This window comes from Parabacteroides sp. merdae-related_45_40, assembly GCF_001915675.1.
In genome coordinates this window covers 43,391-64,546 of record NZ_MNQY01000041.1, presented here as the reverse complement: position 1 = coordinate 64,546, position 21,156 = coordinate 43,391, and the positions used below count along the sequence as shown (strand labels likewise).

The window sequence follows — 21,156 nt, the reverse complement described above, 5'->3', positions numbered from 1 at the left end:
ATATCAAAGAGACAAATGTCTATTTTTCTTGGCTTCTGAGGTTGGTTTATAATTCGAAAACCAAGGAGATGCGGCACCCCTTATTCTTTTCGGACTTGAGCAAGATACGCCCGTTTAATTGTTTTACGATAGCTTGGCAGATCGATAATCCAAGACCTGTCCCTTGCACGAAATCATCCAGCTTCTTGAAACGCTCGAATATCGCTTCTTGGTCCTCGGGAGAGATCCCGATGCCTGTATCCTGCACATAAAGTCGGACGTCTTGTGCATTGGTGGAATACTCGTAACCGATCTCTATAAAGCCTGCGGAAGTAAATTTTATAGCATTTTTCAGTATGTTCTCGAGCGCTTGGTAAAGTCGCTCCTTATCCGAATATAAGCAGATCGGCGTATCGGGGCATTTCTCCTTGAATTCGATACCTTCGGGGACATCGGAAAGATGTTGTTTATAAAGGGTTTTCACTAAATCCGTTAAATTGCAGGATTCCTTATGAAAGACGATACCTCCGGATTCAATCCTTGCCAAATCCAATATGTCATTGACTAACTTTAGTAATAACTCGTTATTGGTCGTGATGATATTAGCGTATTGCTCCTTCTCTTCCGCTGTCAGATCCAGTTCGGCGATTAGGCTTGAAAAGCCGATGATCGCATTTAGAGGGGTACGTATCTCATGACTCATGTTAGCCAAGAATACGGATTTCATCCGGTCGGACTCATTGGCTTTCTCCAAGGCTTCCGCTAATGATTCCTTTTCATGTAATAGGGCTTTTTGCGCTTGTCGTTTTGCCTTGGATTCTTGGGTATACATGATGATGAAGCTACCGAAGACAAAGCAGCACATCGTGCTGACTACGATTATCAAGCTCCAGAATAATCTTGGATATTGGTCCTTAAAAGGAAAGTTCAAAAGTATAGCATCCTTCGGAAGAAGCCTTTTATCGATATTCCAATATTTGACTTCATTGAAATCAAATACATAATTCTTCTTGCTCTTTGTTATCTGTGGGAATGATTCGCTAGGGGAGCCTTTTAATATTTCCGCGGCTCTATCGGTAGATTCTTCTATTTGGGTTTCCAAGGAGGTGATATAGCCACCTACAAGTTTATTCGTATATCCTAGATCCTCGTTGATCGCCGTAAAAGAGGGTTTACTGGAAAAACGGCTGGTGTTCAATACCCGGTAATCCCGTTTGGCCTGTAGATAGTAGATGTAAGGGACGTGTTTACTCATGTACCAAGAAACAGCTGATAGCTTGTCTCCTTGCACGGGCACGACGTTGACGGTCGTACTATCCGGTCGTTTTAAGCTTTGATTGACCCTGTCCAAAGTAGCGATCTCTACCGGTATATACATGATGCGATTATTATCGACCCGAATGTCTGCTTGAGCACATTGCTCATGTAACGTAGCCTTAATGTGCCTATCTATATACGTACTATCGTGCAACATATAAATCGTAGACTTGCCCAACAGATGTTCTATCAAGCGGATGTTCGTGACGTAGTCGGGCTCGTCCCAGAATCCGGAAACATTCGAATATTGCGCTAATAGTGCCTTATTGGGGAAATTTACGCCGCCAAATACAATGGGGACTGTAGAGATTAGCGGATGATGGCATTGCATTAACGTGTAAGTCGCTTGATCCTCGTAGACCAAAATCAGATCGGGTTTCCAAGTAGAGATCGAATCTAGATACAGGTACATCCGTTTTTCTTCGGCGGGTGCCGCATATTGCTCGCAGTTCAAATAGAATGTTTGGATCGACGGATTAATCCCCTTTTTCTCGAGGGATTCCCGGATCAACCGATCGCAGTCTTTATAAGCTACATAATCGCTTTCATAGGAATGTACTACTAATATACGATATTTATTTCCCGACTGTTGACAAGAGGACTGTAGAATGGCTAGCAGAAAAAGTAGAACAAATATGTAATATTTCTGTATAGATCTCGCTAGCATAAGTCGAAAATTAGTACGTTGCCCTTAATCGTAATTTAAAATGAGTGTTTTTATGCGAGTGCAAACTTATTAATAATTATTGGATATCAATGGCTTTTTTATTGAATATATAGGGCTAAAATAAAAAACGGCTATCAGATCCCGAAGGACCCGATAGCCGTTTTTCTATCTTATGTGGAGTAAAGGAGCGATTAAAACCGCTTCTTTTTATTTTACTTCCTCAAAGTCAACGTCCGTAACGTTACCGTCTTTGCTGTTGTTGCTGCTACCTGCGTTACCGCCAGCTTGTTGACCACCGAAGTTAGGATCTGCTTGCGGGCCGCCTTGAGCGCCGCCACCTTGAGCGTTGTACATTTCTTGGCTAGCTGCTTGGAATACGCTGTTCAATTCTGCCATAGCAGCATCGATACCTGCGATATCCTGAGCCTTATGAGCTTCTTTCAATTTGTTCAAGGCACCTTCGATCGGAGCTTTCTTGTCTGCCGGAAGCTTGTCGCCAAGATCTTTCAATTGTTTCTCGGTCTGGAAGATCATGCTATCCGCTTGATTCAATTTATCGATACGCTCTTTCTCTTTCTTATCGGCCTCTGCGTTTGCGGCAGCCTCTTCTTTCATACGCTTAACCTCATCATCGCTCAAACCGCTGGAAGCCTCGATACGGATACTTTGTACTTTACCGGTTCCTTTATCCTTGGCGGATACGTTCAAGATACCATTGGCGTCGATATCGAATGTAACCTCGATCTGAGGGACACCACGTTGTGCGGCAGGTATTCCATCTAGGTGGAAACGGCCGATAGACTTGTTGTCTTTAGCCAAAGAACGCTCACCTTGCAAGATGTGGATCTCAACAGAAGGCTGATTGTCTACGGCAGTCGTAAATGTCTCGGACTTCTTGGTCGGGATGGTCGTGTTAGACTCGATCAATTTAGTCATTACACCACCCATTGTCTCAATACCTAAAGACAGCGGAGTAACATCCAACAGCAATACGTCTTTAACCTCACCTGTCAATACACCACCTTGGATCGCTGCGCCTACGGCTACTACTTCATCCGGGTTAACGCCCTTAGACGGAGCTTTACCGAAGAATTTCTCAACGATAGCCTGTACAGCCGGGATACGAGTAGAACCACCTACCAAGATCACTTCGTCGATATCAGAAGTTGATAAACCTGCGTCTTTCAAGGATTGACGGCACGGTTCGATACATGCTTGGATCAGACCGTCAGCCAATTGTTCGAATTTAGCACGAGTCAAAGTCTTAACCAAGTGCTTTGGAATACCGTTTACCGGCATGATATACGGCAAGTTGATCTCCGTGCTAGTCGTACTTGACAACTCGATCTTCGCTTTCTCGGCAGCTTCTTTTAAACGTTGTAAAGCCATCGGGTCTTTACGTAAGTCTACGCCTTCCTCTCGTTCGAATTCTTCAGCCAACCAGTCGATGATTACGTGGTCGAAGTCATCACCACCTAGGTGAGTATCACCGTTTGTTGATTTTACCTCGAATACGCCGTCACCTAACTCAAGGATGGAGATATCGAATGTACCACCACCTAAGTCGAATACGGCGATCTTCATGTCTTTGTTCGTCTTATCCAAACCATAAGCTAAAGAAGCGGCAGTCGGTTCGTTTACGATACGGCGTACGGTTAAACCTGCGATCTCACCAGCCTCTTTCGTAGCCTGACGTTGAGCGTCACTAAAGTAAGCAGGTACTGTGATAACGGCTTCCGTTACTTCCTGTCCCAAATAATCCTCAGCTGTCTTTTTCATTTTCTGCAGGATCATCGCTGAGATTTCCTGCGGAGTATACAAACGTCCTTCGATATCTACACGAGGAGTGTTGTTATCACCACGCACTACTTTATAAGGAACGCGATTGATTTCCTTTTGTACTTGGTCATAAGTTTCACCCATGAAACGTTTGATAGAGAATATAGTCTTTTCAGGATTGGTGATAGCCTGACGTTTTGCGGGATCACCTACCTTACGCTCGCCGCCTTCTACGAAAGCTACGATTGAAGGTGTTGTTCTTTTACCTTCGCTGTTCGCAATAACAACCGGTTCGTTACCTTCCAATACGGCAACACAAGAGTTGGTTGTTCCTAAGTCGATTCCAATAATCTTTCCCATGATTGTAAATATTTTAATTGTTATTATTCATCGTCCGTCATCTTCCTTGTTGAAAGGATTCACATAGTATTCAACAAATGCCGTGCCAAAGAAGTTCGGGTTTGAAAATAAATAATACGTGTCATGAATCGTGACATTTTGACGGTTTGGCAGGATACAAAAAGCCCCGGAACCGTTCTAATAGGTCCGGGGCTTCTCTTGTTATTTGTTGATTATTTCCTTTTCTTCTTTCATGTCAAGCTCATTCTTGTCGGCATCAAAGAATTTGTATTCAAGAAAGGCGAGACTTTGATTGGGAATAACTTTTAAACCATGGGTGTACTTCATTTTCCACTTCATGCTCAAGGGGAACAACCCCTTGTTCACATACGCTGCGACATACGGATGTACGTGCAGGGTGAATTTCTTCACGTGATGTCTGTTTACTAAGCAATCTATTTTTTCTTCCAGACTGTCGGTAAACAGGATGGAAGGCTTAACCGTTCCTGTTCCGAAACAGGATGGGCAGTCTTCTGACGTATCCACGTCCATTGCCGGACGTACCCGCTGACGGGTAATCTGCATCAAGCCAAACTTACTAAGAGGAAGGATGTTGTGTTTAGCCCGGTCATTTGCCATTGCCTTAGTCATGTGTTCAAATAGCTTTTGCCGGTTGGCAGCCTCTGCCATATCGATAAAGTCTATAACGATGATACCTCCCATGTCTCGTAAGCGGAGCTGACGGGCGATCTCATCGGCGGCGGCTATATTTACGTCGATAGCTGTCTTCTCTTGAGCATCGCTGCCTTTGGAACGGTTCCCGCTGTTCACGTCGATAACGTGCATAGCTTCCGTGTGCTCGATAATCAAGTAAGCTCCACTCTTGTAAGTGACAGTTCGTCCGAATAGCGACTTGATTTGCTTGGTGACCGCAAAGTTGTCAAAGATAGGAAGCTCTCCCGTATATAACTGTACGATTTCTTCCCGTCCCGGTGCGATCAAGCTTACATAGTCGCGGACATTATTGTAGACCTCCTTGTCATTTACATAAATATTTTGGAAAGAGGGGTTGAATATATCCCGAAGTAAAGCTACGGTACGTGCCGTTTCTTCATAAACGATAGCCGGAGCTTTGAGTTTAGGCACCTTCACGATATTATCTTCCCATCGTTTCACCAATGTCTTTAGTTCATGATCAAGCTCTGCGACACGTTTGCCCTCCGAGGATGTCCGTACGATAACACTGAAATTCTTCGGTTTGATACTTTGGATTAACTGGCGCAAACGAGCCCGTTCCTCGCTTGATTTAATTTTGGTGGAGACAGATACTTTATCGGCGAACGGTATCAGCACGATATATCTTCCGGCAAAAGAAAGCTCGGAAGTCAATCGGGGACCTTTCGTTGAGATAGGCTCTTTAGCAATTTGAACCAACACCTCTTGTCCTACTTTCAGCACGTCGCTAATACTCCCGTTCTTTTCGATCTCCGGTAGAATCTGAGTTTTCGACAGTACCGGCGCCTTTTTGGGATCGCTCAGCAATTGCTTTAAATATTTCTGTTGGGTGTTGAAGTTAGGACCTAAGTCCAAATAGTGAAGAAACGCATCCTTTTTGTAACCGACATCAATGAACGCAGCGTTTAAGCCCGGCATCAGTTTCTTAACCTTACCTAGATAGATATCACCAACGGCGAACGAGACGTTGCGGGCCTCCTTTTGGAGCTCCACAAGGCTCTTGTCCTCCAAGACGGCGATAGATACCTCTTTGGGCTGTACATCAACTACTAATTCACTAATCACTTAAGATGTGTTTTTTAAGATCAGACCTTATAAAATACGCAAAGAACAAACTTAAAAGGTCACTTATTAAGTTTGTTCTTTAGAGTTCGTTAGATAGACTTATTTCTTCTTATGTCTATTCTTCTTCAGTCTCTTTTTGCGCTTGTGCGTAGACATTTTATGTCTTTTTCTTTTCTTTCCGCTAGGCATCGCTTTAAAATTTTAAATTAAACGTATAATAATTAATTACTTAACTTCACCAATAAAAGTCTTAGCCGGCTTGAATGACGGAATGTTGTGTTCCGGGATGATGATCGTAGTATTTTTTGAAATATTACGAGCTGTCTTTTGAGCTCTCTTCTTAATAACGAAACTTCCGAAACCTCTCAAGTAAACGTTTTCGCCTTGGGCTAAAGAACTTTTTACGATATCCATGAAGGACTCAACGCTTGCTAGCACTGTCTGTTTGTCGATACCAGTGCTTTTTGAAATCTCGCTAACAATATCTGCTTTAGTCATGTCTATAAATTAATTAATTGATTTTGACCTATTAATTTTTTGGAATGCAAATATATAGCTTTTTATTTAAGTGGAAAAAGAATTGAGCTTCAATTTTTAAATAAAAAGATTCTTCTCGATTCGTAATATATATGTATGTTTGCGGTAATCAAATAGTTATGATGTTGAAAAGAGAGAAAGGGAGCAGTTATGTTACAGTATGAAAGTGAGTTAGAAATCAGCCGGATATTGGTTGAGTGGTATGAAACCTATAAAAGAGAGCTTCCTTGGAGGGAAACGAGAGACCCTTATATCATCTGGATATCGGAGATTATATTGCAACAAACCCGGGTTGTACAGGGATTGGAGTATTTTTTGCGTTTCACCGAACGTTTCCCGGATGTGGCATCTCTAGCGGCGGCGGAAGAGGATGAGGTGCTGAAATATTGGCAGGGCTTGGGGTATTATAGCCGGGCTCGTAACTTACATGCGGCGGCTAAATCTATCATGGAGCGGTTTAATGGGGTTTTCCCGGAGAATTATAAAGAGGTATTATCCTTGAAAGGTATCGGGGAGTATACGGCGGCGGCGATCGTCTCCTTTGCTTGGAACCAACCGTGTCCGGTCGTGGATGGAAATGTGTACCGGGTACTTTCCCGTTTGTTTGCCGTAGATACGCCGATCGACACCACGAAGGGTAAAAAGCAATTCGCGGAACTGGCCGGAATGATCTTGGACCCTAAGAACGCAGGGACGCATAATCAGGCGATCATGGAATTGGGTGCTTTGCAATGTGTTCCTCAAAACCCGGACTGCGGGGTGTGCCCGCTAAAAGATAAATGCATGGCGTTCGCTTCCGGCAATGTGCAAGCTTATCCGGTGAAACAAAATAAGACGAAGACAAGGGATCGTTATTTCCACTATCTATACATTATATATAAAGGACAAACTTGGATGAACAGACGGGCGGGGAAGGATATCTGGACCGGCTTGTATGAATTTCCTTTGATCGAGACGGATCATGCGATGGATTTTTCCGGTTTGTGTGAGACGCAAGCCTTCCGTAACCTATTGGGAGATGCTGGGAAATTGAGTATCACCCAAGGGTTATCGAATGTAAAGCATACGCTCTCCCATCAAATTTTATACGCTTCTTTCTATCAAATAGAGATAGAGCAGGTTCCGGAATCCTTGGGGAATTATCTCTCTTTGCCTTGCCGGGATATTGAGAAGTATGCCGTTCCCCGGCTGATACATATTTATTTAGAGAAATTAAACGGAAACTTGTGAGAATGATTGAATTTGTGTTTCTTTGTATGGTTATTAAGAATTTGAATTATGTCATTGAATAAGGTTATATTGATCGGCAACGTAGGCAAAGATCCTGACGTTCGCTATTTTGACAGTGGTGCCGCTGTCGCTAATTTCCCGCTGGCAACCTCGGAACGTGGGTATACGTTGGCAAATGGAACGGTGGTTCCGGAACGTACGGAGTGGCATAATATCGTAGTTCGTCGGGATTTGGTTCCTTTCGTGGAAAAATGGGTACGTAAAGGTTCCGGTGTATATGTGGAAGGCAAGATTCGTACTCGTAATTATGATGACCAAAGCGGCGTGAAACGATATGTTACGGAGATCCATGCGGATCGTATCGAGTTTTACAGTACGGGTTCCCGTCCGGCCGATGGTGGAAATACGACTGCACAAGGCGGTAGTATGCAGCCCAATGTGGGGCAAGGACAATCGGCTCAACCGACTACGGCGCCAAATACCGCTTATCAACAGCCAGCCGCCTCGCAGCCTAGCGCATTCTCAGAATCCAGTGACGCGGATGATCTCCCGTTCTGATATTGTTTAACTAATACTGTTTCCCTTGGACTCGGACTATTATTTATCGGGCTTATTTGAAAACGTAACGGTGCAGGCGCTGACAGCGGGTCCTGTGATCGCATTAAGCCTCGCTTTTTTACTGCTGTTTGTTTCCGGCTTCGTGTCGGCCTCTGAAGTGGCATTCTTTTCTCTAACCCCGGGCGACCTAAATGAGATCGGGGAAGAGAATCGCCCGGCAGATCCTGTTATCAAACGTCTCCTTGAACGTTCGGAGTATCTATTGGCATCTATATTGATCGCTAATAATTTCGTAAATGTGGCGGTCGTTATGTTGTGTACCTATGCGATTAACGCTTGGATTAATTTCTCGGCCGCTCCTCTTCTAGGTTTTGTGCTTGAGACGATTCTACTGACTTTCTTGCTTTTACTTTTTGGGGAGATCATGCCTAAGATTTACGCACAGAAGAATTCTTTGCGTTTTGTTCGTTTTTCAGCCTCCGTATTAAGTGGTTTGGAACGCTTCTGCCGCCCATTCTCGAAAATCTTGGTTAATTCCACATCGGTCATCAATAAAGCGTTAGCGAAAAAGAAATATGATATCTCTGTAGATGAGCTTTCTAAAGCGTTAGAGCTAACCTCTACCGAGATCCCGGAGGAGAAGGAGATGCTGGCGGAGATTATCAAGTTTTATAATAAGACCGCTGATGAGATCATGACTCCTCGTCTGGATATGGAAGATATCGAGATCAAGATCAGTTTCCGTGAGGTGGTTGATTTTATTATCAAATCCGGCTATTCGCGTATTCCGGTATATTCCGAGACTGAGGATAATATAAAAGGTATCTTATATATCAAGGACTTATTGCCCTATATTGACAAGCCCGATACATTCCGTTGGCAGAGTTTGATCAGACCGGCCTATTTCGTGCCGGAAACCAAGAAGATCGATGATTTGCTGGAAGAGTTCCGTACCAATAAAATTCATATGGCGATCGTGGTCGATGAGTTTGGCGGTACCTCCGGTATCGTGACGATGGAAGATATCCTAGAGGAAATTGTCGGAGAGATCTCCGATGAGTATGATGAGGATGAGCAACAATTCATCCGTTTAGCAGACGGTAGCTTGATCTTTGAGGCAAAGATATTATTGACGGATTTCTTCCGGGTTATCGATGCCGATCCCTCAGATTTTGGTAAATTGACGGAAGAAGTGGAAACTTTGGCCGGTCTTTTGTTGGAGATAAAAGGGGATTTTCCACGCCGTAGGGAGATTATAGATTTTAAGGAATATCGTTTCCAAGTGCTGGAAGTGGATAACAGGAGGATATTAAAGGTTAAATTTAACCGTATCCCTGAAGGTACAGGGAATGATGAGAATGGGAAAGATACGAAGTAAATGTTTATGAAATGGATAGCTGCTGTCATAGGAGGTTCTCTGTTTTTAGGGATATGCTGTATTTCGTGTGTGGAATATACGCCGAAGCCACGGGGCTATGTTCGTATCGAACCTTCGAAGGCACAATATAAACCGCTTGATCTCAGTTACCTGCCTTTTAATTTTGATGTCTCTCAGACTGCGGTCATAGAGGTGCCGGATCAAAAGAAGGGTGTTACGGGCTTGAATATCTCGTATCCGGAGTTAGAGGCTAAGCTTTATTGCAGCTATTTGCCAATTACTCCCGCGTCCTTGGTGACGGTGGAGACGGAAAGCCGCTCTTTCGTCGCCCGCCAAATAAAGTCGGAGAATCGGATATCGGAGAAAGCGTATTCCAACCCTGCCGCAAACGTTTATGGCTCACTGTTTCTTCTGGATGGAGAATCGGCTTCTCCCATACAATTCCTGTTGACAGATAGTGTATCGAATTTCTTCCGGGGAGCCTTGTATTTTGACTGTAAACCCAATGCGGATTCATTAGCTCCCGCTATCCAATATATCCGGGAAGATATCATAGAACTTATACAAACTTTTAGTTGGAAAGAATAATATGGCCTTGCTATATAAACAACTCTCGCCGCTGCATGGAGTCTGGAAAATGGAAGAAAGTTCTGATGAGCTTTTGGGGATGCTTGAGCATAAAGCGGACTATTCTTCTTTTTTGGAGCGGGTATCGGCAGAGAAGCGGAGGCAGGAACGTTTCGCCAGCCGGGTGCTTTTAAAAGAGCTTTTAGGAGAGGAGGTAAGGGTTGACTATCATTCTACGGGTGCCCCGTTCCTCGCGTGCGTACCTTTATATATAAGTATATCTCATACGAAAGATTATGTGGCGGTAATCTTGGATAAGCGTCCGACAGGGATCGATATCGAGTATCGTTCGGACCGGATCTTGAAAATACGAAGTCGCTTTATGAATCCGGAGGAAGAGGCGGGTATCGATCTGGAGCATGAGGTCGAGCATCTATTAATCCATTGGTGCGCCAAAGAAACCTTGTTCAAGATAATCGGGCAGGAAGGAGTGGACTTTCAAAAGCATCTTCACGTGAATCCTTTTCCTTATTTATCGAGTGGGACGTTTAAGGGACGAGAAACCCGGACCGAGGCATGTCGGGAATATGAGTTGGCATATCAAGTTACACCGGACTATGTATTGACTTGGTTGAAGTAAGTTAACTTCATACGCTTGTGAAGTTAACTTCATTGACTAACGAAGCTAACTTCATTGGCTCACGAAGCTAGCTTCATCAAATCATGTGGTTGGAAAGATATCGTTCGATCTATTTCTGCCAGATCTCCCAAGCGGCGAAAGCCTGTAATAGAAGCATTTCCAGACCATTTTTCACGACGGCGCCTTTTTCTTTTCCTTTCTTCATGAAAAGGGTCTCATCCGGATTGTAAAGTAAATCATACAATAGATGATTCGGCGTAAGTAAATCGTACGGGATATCCGGACATGAGTCTATATTAGGGAACATGCCTAAGGGAGTCGTGTTTACGATCACCGTATATTGCTCCATGGTTTTCGGAGTAATCTCATCGTACGTGATACAAAATTCTTTCGGTTTGCGAGAAACCAGCGTGGCACCAACGCCTAGCTGTTTCAGTCCGTGGAAGACTGCCTTCGACGCCCCTCCCGTACCAAGGATCAACGCTTTCCGGTGCGTTTCTTTCAATAAAGGATCAATCGATTGCTTGAATCCGATAATATCCGAGTTATATCCTTTCAGTTTAAGTTTGCCGAAAAGACCTTTTGTGAACTTGATGACATTTACCGCTCCGATCTGACGGGCATCGTCATCCAAATCGTCTAAATATGGGATTACTTGTTCCTTATAAGGAATGGTCACGTTTAAACCGTTAAGTTCAGGGTTTTCTTTGATTACGTTCTTAATCTCCTTGATAGAGGGAATCTCGAAATTCAAGTACTCAGCGTCGATCTTCTCTGCCTCAAACTTCTGGTTGAAATACGTTTTAGAAAACGAATGTCCGAGGGGATATCCCAGTAAGCCATATTTCTGCATAACCTTTTTATTGTTTATTCTTTAGATCCTGTATATAATGAACAGATCCCGAAGGTAAAGGTCCGTACACGGGCCTGCTTGAAGCCTTGGCGGGTGAGTAAATCCGTCATGACCTTTCCCTGAGGAACTACCTTGATGGAAGCCGGCAAATAATTATACGCGACTTTTTCTTTAGAGAGTAGATGTCCGATAAAGGGGATGACGGTCTTTGAATAGATCTGGTAGAGTTGTCTCATGGGAAAATGTTCCGGTGTGGAAAGTTCCAAGATCATGATATGTCCACCGGGTTTCAGCACCCGGTACATCTCTGAGATACCTTGCTCTATGTTCTCAAAATTACGAACCCCGAAAGCGGCGGTTACGGCATCGAACGAGTTTTCCTCGTAGGTCAAGGCCGTACAGTCCTGTTGCTCGAAGGATATATGCTCCGAATAACCGGCGGCAGCTACTTTTTTCCGTCCCACTTCCATCATGCCTAACGAGATGTCGGCACCGACGATATGGTCGGGTCGCAGCTTTTTGTACATGGAGATAGCCAAGTCTCCGGTACCGGTAGCGATATCCAGTATCGTTTTAGGAGAGAAAGGACGCAGGAAAGTGATCCCTTTCCTGCGCCATATCTTGTCGATACCAAATGAGAGAGTATGGTTGAGTTGATCATACGTTTCGGCTATCGAGTCGAACATACGTTTGACTTGCGCGCCCTTTTGTTCCTCTTTGTTATAAGGAAGTATTGTCTCTGAACCATACTGTGTCATGTGCGGTATCTTATTTATTCTGTAAATATTCGGTAACGTTTTTCTCGATGCGGTTCAGCAAGTTATCAGTCTCGCCTTTTACGAAAGTCTCCCCTGTGATATGCTCGAACAATTCGATATATCGGTTGCTGATTCCTTCTACGATCTCCGGTGTCATTTCAGGAACTTTCTGTCCGGATTTACCTTGGAAGCCATTTTCCATCAACCATTCGCGGACGAACTCCTTGGAAAGTTGCTTCTGCGGTTCCCCTTTGGCGAAACGATCCTCGTATCCTTCTGAGTAGAAATAACGGGAGGAATCCGGAGTATGGATCTCGTCGATCAAATAGATCTTGCCGTCACGATGACCGAACTCATATTTCGTGTCAACCAAGATCAAGCCACGTTCCTTAGCGATCTCGGTACCGCGTTTAAACAAGGCCATCGTATATTTCTCAAGAACCTCGTAGTCCTCTTTAGAGACCAAACCTTTAGCGAGAATCTCCTCTTTAGAGATATCTTGATCATGCTCTCCGATCTCAGCCTTTGTGGTCGGGGTGATGATGGGTTCGGGGAAACGTTGGTTTTCACGCATACCCTCCGGTAGTTTCACGCCGCAGATCTCACGCACGCCGCTCTTATAAGCACGCCATGCGCTTCCGCACAGATAACCGCGTACGATCATCTCAACCGGGAAACCTTGGCATTGAACGCCAACCGTTACCATCGGGTCCGGAGTCGCCATTTTCCAGTTCGGACAAATATCAGTCGTAGCGTCAAGGAACTTGGCGGCGATCTGGTTTAACATTTGTCCCTTGTAAGGAATACCTTCCGGCAAGATAACATCGAAAGCGGAAATACGGTCTGTAGCGACCATTACCAATACCTCGTCATTGATGTTGTACACGTCGCGTACTTTCCCATGGTATACGCTCTTTTGTCGCGGGAAATTGAAGTCTGTTTTAACTAATGCCTTCTTCATGACTCTTACTTTTAGTTGTTGTCTATATTCGTTTTCTTCTCTTTTGCCTCTTTGATCTCTTTCTTCCGTTTATCATCGAACTTATCATAAGCCTCTACGATTCGTTGGACAAGTTTATGCCGGACAATATCTTTCTTGGTGAACTCGATCTTACCGATCCCGTTTACGCCCTTCAATATTTGCATGGCCTGTATCAATCCGGACGTGGTAGAAGGCGGAAGGTCTATCTGCGTGACATCTCCGGTGACGATCATCTTGGCGTTCATACCCAAGCGGGTCAAGAACATCTTGATTTGATGCGTCGTCGTGTTTTGCGCCTCGTCCAATATAATGACGGCGTCGTTCAAGGTACGACCGCGCATAAACGCTAGCGGGGCGATCTGTATCACGTTATTCTCCATATATTCCTTCAGCTTGGCTGCCGGTATCATATCCTGCAAGGCATCGTAAAGCGGTTGCAGATAGGGATCTAGCTTATCCTTCATCTCACCCGGCAAGAAACCCAGTTTTTCTCCGGCTTCCACGGCGGGACGGCTTAAGATGATCTTCCGTACTTCCTTATTCTTTAATGCTTTTACGGCTAGGGCGATAGCGACGAATGTTTTGCCCGAACCGGCGGGTCCTGTGGCGAAAACCAGATCGTTGTTCTCGAAAGCCTTTACCAATAACTGTTGATTCTCGGTACGTGCGGTAATCGGCTTGCCATTCATGCCGTGGATGATCAGGTTCTCCTGCTTCACGACCGTGGGACCTTTCCCTTTTATAATATCCAGAATCACGTCTTCGGAGAGCGAGTTAAACTCCTCACAGTATTTTTCCACCTCACGGATTTTCTTGAGAAAAAGCTCGGACTCATCCTCATCTCCAATCACTTTCATCACATTTCCACGGGCAACGATACGCAATTTCGGAAACAATGTCTTGATCAATTGCATATTAGAGTTATTCACACCGTAGAAAATTACCGGGTCTACGCTTTCAAGAATATAAATTCTTTCAATCATCCGCTATTCCTTTTATTAAATTACGCTTCAAAAAGATGTGCTATTTTTTATTATTCGAATCAAGTTACAAAATTAGTAATATTCTTTATCCATTGATGCAAAGGGAGAAGTTTTATTTCACGGGAACACATCTTTCAGCCGTCCGTCTACCATTTAGAGAAAAACTAATTGGAGTTAAGGGGGAATTTCGGATTTTTCCGTATGTTTGTCAGGCAAAACGAAGGAAATGAAGATGAAGACTGTGTTTAATGTGATGTTGTTGCTGGTCGTGATCGTGTCGGCGACGGCTTTTTCTTCTTGTAAGGAGAAAAGAGGTGAATTGAAGAAGATTTGGTACAATGGAAGCTATAATCGTGATTTTAATGATTTGAATGACGTTCATTTGTCCGTCGCGAAGAAGATCGGCATAGAGCCTGTCTCTTCGAGGGAAGGAGCGGAGCACGCCTCCCGGGATATGGTGGAGATCAAGACGAATGACTATTACGAGGTAGAGGAGTTGACGCACTCTATTCCGTATTTGGTGCCGGAAGCCGCTAATCTGCTGGAGGATATCGGGAAAAACTTCCAAGACTCATTGAAAAACTTGAATGCTTCCATCTATAAAATAAAGGTAACCAGTGTAACCCGTACGGTTGCCGATGTCAAGAAATTGAGAAAAAGGAATACGAACTCTTCTCTCAACTCTGCCCACCAATACGGAACTACGTTCGATGTATCATGGGTACGCTATACTAAGATAGATGAGAAAGATACCTTAAATATTGATAAGGACCGCTTGAAAATGGTGCTTGCCTCCGTGCTTCGTGATTTGCGCAGGGCGGATCGTTGCTATATCAAGCACGAACGCAAGCAAGGGTGTTTCCACATTACGGCTCGTGAGTTGTAATTTGTTCCAGCGCTTTCGTATAAACCGATTTGTCGTATCCGGAGAAACAGCACATCGTGACTTGCTGGATTTCCGGATTCTCTTTTAGGAAGGTATCGATCGTGCGGATCGCTATCTGTGCCGCCTCCTCGATAGGATAGCCATATACGCCGGTGCTTATTGATGGGAAAGCGATTGTTCTCAGTCTGTTCTCTTTCGCCAATCGCAAGGAGTTTCGATAACAATTTTCCAGTAGCTCCGGCTCTCCGTGTTGTCCGTTTCGGTAGATGGGACCGACGGTGTGTATGACATGACGGGCTTTCAATCGATAACCTTTCGTTATCTTCGCCTCTCCGGTCGGGCATCCTTGTAAAGTCCGGCATTCGTCAAGGAGTTCCGGACCGGCGGCCCAATGGATGGCACCGTCTACGCCGCCACCTCCCAATAAGCTATTGTTCGCGGCATTTACGATGGCGTCTACATCCAATGTCGTAATATCTGCTTGTATAGCAATTATTCGTTCGTTCATATCTTTAGTTATTTGTATGTTGGTCCTGTTCATATATATTCTAAATGTGCGCAATATAGCGAAAAAGTTGCTTTGTTTCAAACTTAAAATGGTTGTTTTGAAAGCATGTACGTGTTTTCTAGGAGGGTTAGTGGGGGATTTTGGCTGTATTTTGCAGAGTCAAATTTTTATTGGAATATTTTATAATATTATTTGGTTTATAAAATAAACTTGTCTATATTTGCGATGTGCAAAGAGTGATGCGCAGCTCTTTTGCATTTTTTTATCCATGGATGGTTTATAAAATAAACTTGTTTGCAGTAACAGTGATAATAATTAAGAGGAGGATACTAAAATGAGACGAGTTTTATTCATATTATCTTTATTCATGTTGGTATGTGGTTGCATAGAGGCACGTACTATTATTGTAGAGATTGGAAATATACGTGGTAACCATGGGAATATCCTAGTTATGGCTCAGTCAGGAAAAGATACCAAGCCTGTTTATGGCATGGCGAAGTCTGAGAAAGGAAAGGTTACGATCCGGCTGGAAAACGTGGATTGGGAAAAGTTTGATCTGTCCGTATTCCATGACGAGAACGAGAATTGGCAAATGGATATGCTGGAAGGAAAAGGGCCTGCGGAAGGATATGTGTTGAAAAGTTGCGAGGTGAAGGATGAGGAAGCGACTTTCAAATTAAAACTGTATTATCCGGTAAATCAATAGAGCCATGGTACGGTTTTTACTACTATGGCTCTGGATTTTGGCGATAGGCGGGGGTAGTGCCCAAAAGATCTCGGGACAAACGGTTTATAAAGCCCATGTTTCCGATGCGGAGGGAAATGCCGTGGAATATGCGACCGCTGTGCTTTTATCGGGAGAAAAACAGGTAGGGGGTGCCGTGGCCAATAGTGATGGCGATTTTAGCATGGAGGCGGAGGCTGGGAAGTATAGGCTTGTTGTTCAATGCCTCGGATACGAGCCTTTACGGAAAGAGCTGATCTTGCCGATAAAACGGCGGGATTCCTTGATTCTAGATCTATTGAACCATGTTCTGAGGGAAGTCGTTGTTCAAGCGAAGAATATCGAGCGGAAGGCGGACCGCTTTATCATGTCGGTCATGCCATCTGCCGGAAAGGATGGTACGGAATTATTATCACAGGCACCGGGTGTCTGGCTCTCGGATGAAACTATCTCGATAAACGGGGCGCAAGGAACGAAGGTGTTTGTGGATGATCGTGAGATTCGTTTAACGGGAGAGGAGCTACTGGCTTATTTGCGGTCTTTGAAATCGGAGGATATAAAAAGGATTGAGGTAATACCGATCGCGGGAGTTGAGTATGAGGCCTCAACTAAGGGTGGAGTGATCAAGATCTCATTGCGGCGACGTCCGGATAACGGTATGCAAGGATATGTATCTTTAGGTACGTCATTGTCTCCATTTTTACAAGGGTATATTCCATCGGCGTCCGTAAATGCACGTGTCGGGAAATGGAGCTTGAATGGAGCGGTATCGGGTACTTTTACTCCCCGGGATAAAGGAGAGATCAACTCCAACAGGGAATACGGAACGGTGGGGAATAAGTTTGTGTCTCAATCTTTGTATGATACGGATTCCAAATATGGGAATGGACGTGTCGGGGCTATTTTCGAGATCGATTCGCTGAATAGTGTCGGAGCTGAGATCGAATATATCAATCAAGCTTCGGATGGAACATCTTGGAGTCAAACGGATTTAGTAAAGAACTCTTATCCTATGAAGAGTACGGGGAATTATCGACAGAAGGATGATTATAACACGTTTTCCGCTACGGTCAATTACTTACGCGAAATGGATGATCGAGGCTCGGTATTTAAGGTCATAGCCGATTACGTAAGTAAGCGATCGACCGGGGATAATTTCCATACGATCTGTTATGAACAGTCTAGTTGGAGCTATGACACGGTTTACCGGAGTCATGTGGCGGCGGATTATGATATGGCGACAACCGATATTTCTTTTCAAAAGAACTTGCGTAAAAAGATGTCTTTGAAAATCGGGGCTAAATATACCTATATGTTGATGGATGATCATTCCTTGTACGAGGGGTTAACCTCTAGTGGTAGCTGGATTCCAAATGAGGAATATGGATATACCTTGAGATATAATGAAAATATAGTAGGAGCTTACGCCTCTTTCTCTGCGGAGATCAAGAACTGGTCGTTTGCTGCGGGGGTACGTGCGGAATATTCCAAGACGTCGGATAGAAGTGAGGATTTTAGCCGGGATTATCTGGATCTTTTTCCGAACTTGAGCGTGACATATGCGTTCGATCCCATCAAGAGGTGGATGCTGGTCGGGCAATATGCTCGTAATATCGAACGTCCTCCGTTCTATACCTTGAATCCGAATCGTATACAGAGTTCGGACTATAGCTACCAGATCGGGAATCCCTATCTGCGTCCTACTTATATCAATCGTTTCAGTGTAACGTTGGTTTATAATTATCGTTATACGGTGACTGTAGGAGGAAACTTGCACCACGACTTGATCCGGGAGTTTTGTAAACAAGATGTGGCGAATCCCGATGTATCCTATATCACATATGAAAATCACGATCGGGAAAACCATTGGTTTGTAGCGGTCAGCTTGCCGTATCAACCCTTTACTTGGTGTAACTTGACAGGGAATTTCATAGGCGTACGGCAGGATATCCGGATGACGGAATTGTCTTCTTTCTTGTCTCATTATTTAGGGTTTGCCAATGTGATCGCTACCTTTACGTTGCCGGCAGGTTTTACGGTGGAGGCCCGGTATAGTGGAACGAGCCGGCTATATTCCGGTAATAGCGAGGTCGCCCCCCGGCATACGGTTGGAGTAATGGCGAGGAAGAAACTTTTGAATGATAAGCTATTGTTGGCAGTTTCAGTCGATAATATCTTTAACCAAGCCAATGAGTACGCCAGTACGTTGGATGTTTATCGAACATCATCCCGTTATGAAAACGGACTTACTGGAAGGGTCTTTAAGGTTGCGTTGACATGGAATTTCAATAGCGGAAAGAAAGTAAGGAAGAGTAAGATTGAGATAGGTTCCGGTTCCGAACGGAGTCGCCTGAATGAAAAATAACATAAAATAAATACAATTATGGAAGATAGAAAATTATCAGAAAAAGAAAGTCTGGATATTATCACTCAGATGATTAACTCCAGTAAGCGAAACATGAAAGTAGGGAGTGGCAATGTGTTACTTTATTGGGGATATTTTACCGTCCTCTTATCGGTCGTGATATCCTCCTTGATATTGTGTACTCAAAATTATATTTGGTCTTGGGGATGGATGCTCATGTTTGCTGTCGGACCAGTTATTTCATATAAGCAAAGAGGTTGTGAGCCGGCCGTGGTGACTTATACGGACAAGACGATCTCCAAGGTATGGCAAGTGTTTGGCTGTATGTTTGGACTGACGTTCGTCTTGATCGCGGTATTTTGTGCGCTTTATGGGCAATCCGTCAATTTTATATTGATGCTTCCTTTATCGTTATTATATTGTGGATTAGGGGTATCTATAAATGGTATTATCTTGCGGGAGAAATGGATGATTTACTCTCCGGTGGTTGCTTTCGTTTTAGTTATCCACATGCTGATGAGTTTGATAAATCATGATCCTGTCACAGTTTTATGGTATTTGTATTTTGGCCTTTCATTTGTGGTAATGATGATTATTCCCGGGCATATTCTTAATAATAAAGCTAAAAAACAATGTTTAAAGAATTAGATCCTTTATTGCATTCCCAACTCCGGCTAGCGGTGATGTCCATTTTACTATCGGTGGAGGAGGCGGAGTTTGTCTATATCAAGGAGAAGACGAGCGCTACCGCAGGAAATCTCAGCGTCCAATTGGACAAACTTAATGAAGCTGGTTATATCGAGATCGAGAAGGGGTTTGCCGGGAAGAAGCCCCGAACGGTTTGCCGGATCACAGATAAAGGACGCTTGGCGATGGAGGAGTATGTGAATACATTAAGACAATATATTAATATTTAGCTTGTGCCATTCTTAGGGCACGCTTGTGCCACCGTGATGGCACAGCTATGCCATAAGGATGGCACAAGTGTGCCACTAAGATGGCACGGCTGTGCCACGCCTATGGAAAGTAGTGGCACAGTAATGGTTTGCCAATCAATTGTATGCTTAGGGGCGAATTGTTTATCCTTCCACTATCTTATATCCCGAAACGGTGAGTAATTGCCGGATCTCATTAATCTGCTGTTGATTCCTTGTTTCCATCTCCAACCGCAGATAACAGCCATTGATATCAGCCGTATGGCTGACACGCTCGTGATATACGGATACTACGTTAGCGCCGGTAGAGGCAATGATTTCAGATACGTGCTGTAGTTGTCCGGGTTTGTCTACCAATTCGATCGTCATGGAACAAGAGCGGCCGGATTTCTGCAAACCACGTCCGATTACCCGGGAAAGGATATTCACGTCGATATTTCCGCCGGAAATCAAACAGATTACTTTTTTCCCTTTGATGGGTACTTTATTAAACATGGCGGCGGCCACGGCTACGGCACCCGCCCCTTCGGCGATTAATTTATGTTGCTCGATCAATGCGAGGATAGCGGTGGAAATCTCATCGTCTGTCACGGATACGATCTCGTCCACATATTGCTGGCAAAGATCGAAAGTATGTATTCCCGGTTCTTTTACGGCGATACCGTCGGCTATGGTACGGACACCTTTGAGGCGTTCGATTTTCCCATGCTCGATAGAGTTTAACATGCTGGGCGCTCCTTTGGCTTGCACTCCGTAAACTCTGATATTCGGGTTCAAGTTCTTGATGGCATAGGCGACTCCGGAGATCAGCCCACCCCCTCCGATCGGAATGATTACGGCCTCTACTTCCGGGAGTTGTTCCAATAACTCCAAACCGATGGTCCCTTGTCCGGCGATCACATCCTCATCATCAAACGGATGGATAAATGTGTATCCTTTCTCATCCTTCAATTGTAAAGCCTTGTTATAGGCGTCATCGTAAACACCTTCGACAAGGCATACATCTGCCCCATAAGATTTAGTAGCCTCGACTTTAGAGATAGGAGCGTTATCGGGCAAGCAGATTAAGGACTTGATACCATGAGCGGTAGCCGCTAATGCCACACCTTGGGCATGGTTTCCCGCCGAGCAAGCCACTACGCCATGCGATTTCTCTTCTTCCGTAAGCTGGGCGATCTTGAAACAAGCGCCGCGCACTTTAAACGATCCGGTTACTTGTAAGTTCTCTGGTTTTAGAAAAATATGGGATTCCGGATTGATATTGGGAGCGCTGATTAAATCAGTGCGTCTGATGACTGTCTTCAAGGCATATGATGCCTGATAAATTTTATCAAGTGTGAGCATTCTGTCTGTTGTTAAAACGATGCCGCG

Annotated in this window: 20 protein-coding genes; 10 read left to right on the top strand and 10 right to left on the bottom strand. The window is 44.3% G+C overall.

Annotation, left to right across the window (positions count from 1 at the left end):
* Positions 1–46: 46 nt before the first annotated feature.
* The 4 genes from BHV83_RS04360 to BHV83_RS04345 all read right to left on the bottom strand — a co-directional run bounded on the left by BHV83_RS04360 (position 47) and on the right by BHV83_RS04345 (position 6,379).
* The gene (locus BHV83_RS04360; RefSeq protein ID WP_087343273.1) at positions 47–1,963 is read right to left on the bottom strand and encodes a sensor histidine kinase; all 1,917 of its coding nucleotides are present in this window, start codon (positions 1,961–1,963) and stop codon (positions 47–49) included.
* 207 nt (positions 1,964–2,170) lie between these two features.
* Complete coding sequence (dnaK, locus tag BHV83_RS04355) at positions 2,171–4,102, bottom strand: molecular chaperone DnaK (protein WP_005864708.1); 1,932 nt, start codon at positions 4,100–4,102, stop codon at positions 2,171–2,173.
* Between the two features lie 201 nt (positions 4,103–4,303).
* Complete coding sequence (locus tag BHV83_RS04350; RefSeq protein WP_122144351.1) at positions 4,304–5,881, bottom strand: Rne/Rng family ribonuclease; 1,578 nt, start codon at positions 5,879–5,881, stop codon at positions 4,304–4,306.
* Positions 5,882–6,106: 225 nt separating this feature from the next.
* Complete coding sequence (locus BHV83_RS04345; RefSeq protein ID WP_005854607.1) at positions 6,107–6,379, bottom strand: HU family DNA-binding protein; 273 nt, start codon at positions 6,377–6,379, stop codon at positions 6,107–6,109.
* Positions 6,380–6,568: 189 nt separating this feature from the next.
* Between BHV83_RS04345 and mutY the strand changes: the two genes are divergently transcribed.
* The 5 genes from mutY to BHV83_RS04320 are packed head-to-tail and all read left to right on the top strand — an operon-like array spanning position 6,569 to position 10,791.
* Positions 6,569–7,648, top strand: a complete 1,080-nt coding sequence (mutY, locus tag BHV83_RS04340) for an A/G-specific adenine glycosylase (protein ID WP_122144350.1) — start codon at positions 6,569–6,571, stop codon at positions 7,646–7,648.
* Between the two features lie 48 nt (positions 7,649–7,696).
* Entirely contained in the window at positions 7,697–8,206 is a 510-nt protein-coding gene (locus BHV83_RS04335) for a single-stranded DNA-binding protein (protein ID WP_005864715.1), read from the top strand.
* Positions 8,207–8,231: 25 nt separating this feature from the next.
* A complete protein-coding gene (gene gldE, locus BHV83_RS04330) occupies positions 8,232–9,584 on the top strand; it encodes a gliding motility-associated protein GldE (RefSeq protein ID WP_008773452.1) in 1,353 nt (450 codons plus the stop codon).
* A 6-nt stretch (positions 9,585–9,590) separates the two neighbouring features.
* Positions 9,591–10,172, top strand: coding sequence for a gliding motility lipoprotein GldD (gldD, locus tag BHV83_RS04325; protein ID WP_005864719.1), 582 nt, complete (start codon positions 9,591–9,593; stop codon positions 10,170–10,172).
* A 1-nt stretch (position 10,173) separates the two neighbouring features.
* Positions 10,174–10,791, top strand: coding sequence for a 4'-phosphopantetheinyl transferase family protein (locus BHV83_RS04320; protein WP_005864721.1), 618 nt, complete (start codon positions 10,174–10,176; stop codon positions 10,789–10,791).
* Between the two features lie 109 nt (positions 10,792–10,900).
* Here the strand turns inward: BHV83_RS04320 and BHV83_RS04315 are convergent, their stop codons facing one another.
* The 4 genes from BHV83_RS04315 to BHV83_RS04300 are packed head-to-tail and all read right to left on the bottom strand — an operon-like array spanning position 10,901 to position 14,367.
* Positions 10,901–11,644 carry a shikimate dehydrogenase family protein gene (locus BHV83_RS04315; RefSeq protein WP_005854619.1) on the bottom strand — a complete coding sequence of 248 codons (744 nt, stop codon included), beginning with the start codon at positions 11,642–11,644 and terminating at the stop codon, positions 10,901–10,903.
* A gap of 14 nt (positions 11,645–11,658) precedes the next feature.
* A complete protein-coding gene (gene ubiE / locus BHV83_RS04310) occupies positions 11,659–12,402 on the bottom strand; it encodes a bifunctional demethylmenaquinone methyltransferase/2-methoxy-6-polyprenyl-1,4-benzoquinol methylase UbiE (RefSeq protein ID WP_286756472.1) in 744 nt (247 codons plus the stop codon).
* 10 nt (positions 12,403–12,412) lie between these two features.
* Entirely contained in the window at positions 12,413–13,363 is a 951-nt protein-coding gene (locus tag BHV83_RS04305) for a phosphoribosylaminoimidazolesuccinocarboxamide synthase (RefSeq protein WP_005864727.1), read from the bottom strand.
* A gap of 11 nt (positions 13,364–13,374) precedes the next feature.
* Positions 13,375–14,367 carry a PhoH family protein gene (locus BHV83_RS04300; protein WP_005854625.1) on the bottom strand — a complete coding sequence of 331 codons (993 nt, stop codon included), beginning with the start codon at positions 14,365–14,367 and terminating at the stop codon, positions 13,375–13,377.
* 226 nt (positions 14,368–14,593) lie between these two features.
* Here BHV83_RS04300 and BHV83_RS04295 point away from each other — a divergent pair, with 226 nt between their 5' ends.
* Positions 14,594–15,253, top strand: a complete 660-nt coding sequence (locus BHV83_RS04295; protein ID WP_008773450.1) for a DUF5715 family protein — start codon at positions 14,594–14,596, stop codon at positions 15,251–15,253.
* Here BHV83_RS04295 and BHV83_RS04290 read toward each other — a convergent pair.
* Complete coding sequence (locus tag BHV83_RS04290) at positions 15,234–15,761, bottom strand: O-acetyl-ADP-ribose deacetylase (protein WP_005864731.1); 528 nt, start codon at positions 15,759–15,761, stop codon at positions 15,234–15,236. The genes BHV83_RS04295 and BHV83_RS04290 overlap by 20 nt on opposite strands.
* 334 nt (positions 15,762–16,095) lie before the next feature.
* Between BHV83_RS04290 and BHV83_RS04285 the strand changes: the two genes are divergently transcribed.
* The 4 genes from BHV83_RS04285 to BHV83_RS04270 are packed head-to-tail and all read left to right on the top strand — an operon-like array spanning position 16,096 to position 19,767.
* A complete protein-coding gene (locus BHV83_RS04285; protein WP_008773449.1) occupies positions 16,096–16,467 on the top strand; it encodes a DUF2141 domain-containing protein in 372 nt (123 codons plus the stop codon).
* Between the two features lie 4 nt (positions 16,468–16,471).
* Positions 16,472–18,850 (top strand): outer membrane beta-barrel protein, encoded by a 2,379-nt coding sequence (locus BHV83_RS04280; protein ID WP_286756467.1) that lies wholly within the window; start codon positions 16,472–16,474, stop codon positions 18,848–18,850.
* An 18-nt stretch (positions 18,851–18,868) separates the two neighbouring features.
* Positions 18,869–19,498, top strand: a complete 630-nt coding sequence (locus BHV83_RS04275; RefSeq protein ID WP_005864737.1) for a hypothetical protein — start codon at positions 18,869–18,871, stop codon at positions 19,496–19,498.
* A complete protein-coding gene (locus tag BHV83_RS04270; RefSeq protein ID WP_005864739.1) occupies positions 19,483–19,767 on the top strand; it encodes a winged helix-turn-helix domain-containing protein in 285 nt (94 codons plus the stop codon). Before BHV83_RS04275 ends, BHV83_RS04270 begins: the two co-directional genes overlap by 16 nt.
* Before the next feature lie 162 nt (positions 19,768–19,929).
* Here the strand turns inward: BHV83_RS04270 and ilvA are convergent, their stop codons facing one another.
* Positions 19,930–21,129 (bottom strand): threonine ammonia-lyase, encoded by a 1,200-nt coding sequence (ilvA, locus tag BHV83_RS04265; protein ID WP_008778176.1) that lies wholly within the window; start codon positions 21,127–21,129, stop codon positions 19,930–19,932.
* Positions 21,130–21,156: the final 27 nt, after the last annotated feature.

Excerpts from the sequence above, each read along its gene's own strand:
- BHV83_RS04360 (WP_087343273.1), bottom strand. The coding sequence starts at position 1,963 with ATGCTAGCGAGATCTATACAGAAATATTACATATTTGTTCTACTTTTT.
- dnaK (WP_005864708.1), bottom strand. The coding sequence starts at position 4,102 with ATGGGAAAGATTATTGGAATCGACTTAGGAACAACCAACTCTTGTGTT.
- BHV83_RS04345 (WP_005854607.1), bottom strand. The coding sequence starts at position 6,379 with ATGACTAAAGCAGATATTGTTAGCGAGATTTCAAAAAGCACTGGTATC.
- mutY (WP_122144350.1), top strand. The coding sequence starts at position 6,569 with ATGTTACAGTATGAAAGTGAGTTAGAAATCAGCCGGATATTGGTTGAG.
- BHV83_RS04335 (WP_005864715.1), top strand. The coding sequence starts at position 7,697 with ATGTCATTGAATAAGGTTATATTGATCGGCAACGTAGGCAAAGATCCT.
- gldD (WP_005864719.1), top strand. The coding sequence starts at position 9,591 with ATGAAATGGATAGCTGCTGTCATAGGAGGTTCTCTGTTTTTAGGGATA.
- BHV83_RS04320 (WP_005864721.1), top strand. The coding sequence starts at position 10,174 with ATGGCCTTGCTATATAAACAACTCTCGCCGCTGCATGGAGTCTGGAAA.
- BHV83_RS04315 (WP_005854619.1), bottom strand. The coding sequence starts at position 11,644 with ATGCAGAAATATGGCTTACTGGGATATCCCCTCGGACATTCGTTTTCT.
- ubiE (WP_286756472.1), bottom strand. The coding sequence starts at position 12,402 with ATGACACAGTATGGTTCAGAGACAATACTTCCTTATAACAAAGAGGAA.
- BHV83_RS04305 (WP_005864727.1), bottom strand. The coding sequence starts at position 13,363 with ATGAAGAAGGCATTAGTTAAAACAGACTTCAATTTCCCGCGACAAAAG.
- BHV83_RS04300 (WP_005854625.1), bottom strand. The coding sequence starts at position 14,367 with ATGATTGAAAGAATTTATATTCTTGAAAGCGTAGACCCGGTAATTTTC.
- BHV83_RS04295 (WP_008773450.1), top strand. The coding sequence starts at position 14,594 with ATGAAGATGAAGACTGTGTTTAATGTGATGTTGTTGCTGGTCGTGATC.
- BHV83_RS04290 (WP_005864731.1), bottom strand. The coding sequence starts at position 15,761 with ATGAACGAACGAATAATTGCTATACAAGCAGATATTACGACATTGGAT.
- BHV83_RS04285 (WP_008773449.1), top strand. The coding sequence starts at position 16,096 with ATGAGACGAGTTTTATTCATATTATCTTTATTCATGTTGGTATGTGGT.
- BHV83_RS04280 (WP_286756467.1), top strand. The coding sequence starts at position 16,472 with ATGGTACGGTTTTTACTACTATGGCTCTGGATTTTGGCGATAGGCGGG.
- BHV83_RS04275 (WP_005864737.1), top strand. The coding sequence starts at position 18,869 with ATGGAAGATAGAAAATTATCAGAAAAAGAAAGTCTGGATATTATCACT.
- BHV83_RS04270 (WP_005864739.1), top strand. The coding sequence starts at position 19,483 with ATGTTTAAAGAATTAGATCCTTTATTGCATTCCCAACTCCGGCTAGCG.
- ilvA (WP_008778176.1), bottom strand. The coding sequence starts at position 21,129 with ATGCTCACACTTGATAAAATTTATCAGGCATCATATGCCTTGAAGACA.